Origin of the sequence: Streptomyces klenkii, assembly GCF_003626645.1 — a bacterium.
Lineage (GTDB): Bacteria > Actinomycetota > Actinomycetes > Streptomycetales > Streptomycetaceae > Streptomyces > Streptomyces klenkii.
The window spans coordinates 1-1,152 of the sequence record NZ_RBAM01000146.1; the positions used below are offsets into that span (position 1 = coordinate 1).

Annotated in this window: 1 pseudogene; it reads right to left on the reverse strand. The window is 74.6% G+C overall.

Annotated elements, in window-relative coordinates:
* Positions 1-745, reverse strand: a pseudogene (locus tag D7231_RS35300) (hypothetical protein); the annotation flags it as partial.
* Between the last annotated feature and the right edge of the window lie 407 nt (positions 746-1,152).

A 1,152-nucleotide genomic window follows, 5' to 3' on the forward strand; every position in this document is an offset into this window, starting at 1 on the left:
CCACCGGCGGCGCCACGGACGGCCGTTCGCCCTCCGCCTCGGGCAACCGCAGCACGGCCGTGTGCTGATCGACGCCCCCGGGCCCGGGGGCGTCTGTCCCCCCGGCCTCCGCCTCGCCCGAACGCCCGCCCCCGGCACCGTCGTTCGCTTCTGCGGACGCATGGTCGCGGTCCGCGCCCGGGTCTCCGGACGCATCCGCGCCCTGCGCGCCGCGCGCGGCTTCCTCGAAATCGTCGTCCGGCACCCCGAGCCGGTCCCCGTCCCGACCTTCGGACGCGTCCGGCACGCGGTCGGAGGCCGCCGCGCCGGCCCGGTCTCCGGGCGCATCGGCGCCCTGCGCCCCGCCGGAGGCGGCGGCATCCGGCGCAGCGGGATCGTCCGTCTCCCCGTCCGGGCCTGTGGAGGCGTCCGCGCCCCGCGCGCTGTCGGGGGCGTTGGTCGCGTCCTCGGGATCGTCGTCCGGCGTCCCGGGTCGGCCCGCATCGTTGCCGGAGGCGTGCGCGTCCTCGGGCCCGTCCGGCAGGCGGCCGGAGGCCGCCGCGGCGGCCCGGTCCTCGGGCGCCTCGGCGCCCTGCGCGCTCGCGTCCGCGTCCGCGTCCGGTGGGACGCGGAGGGACGTGGTCGCGCGGTCGCCCGCTTCCCCGGGGGGGACGCGCAGCGAGGTCGTGCCGTCGTCCGCGTCCGGCGGCATTCGCAGTGTCGTCGTCGCGGAGTCGCCCGGCGCGGGCGGTGTCGTCGTGGACAACTCCGGCCGTTCCGGGCGGCCTTCGTCCCCGGCCGTAGCCGAATCCGCCGAATCCCCCTCCCCGGGAAACCTTTCGGAGTCCCCGGGCGTCTTCCCCGGTGACTCCTGCCCCTGTACCCGATTCGACCTGTCCGGGGACTCGCCCGCCACCGATCCTCCCTCTCCTTGATCAAAAACGCCGCTGGCTCTACCAGTCTGCCCGGTCCTGTGCACCGCGGTACGACAAGCCGGGGGTGGCGGAATCCTGCGCTCTGTCCTCAAGGACGACAACGACATATCTACGGGTTCCCGCCCAAATCAACCACGTGCTCTCGACAGAACAATGTGAGAGGCGTCACCCTGTCTTTCATCCACGCGGGGAGGCATGGATGGGCAGGAGTCGTAGAACCATTCCGGAGGAGCTGCTG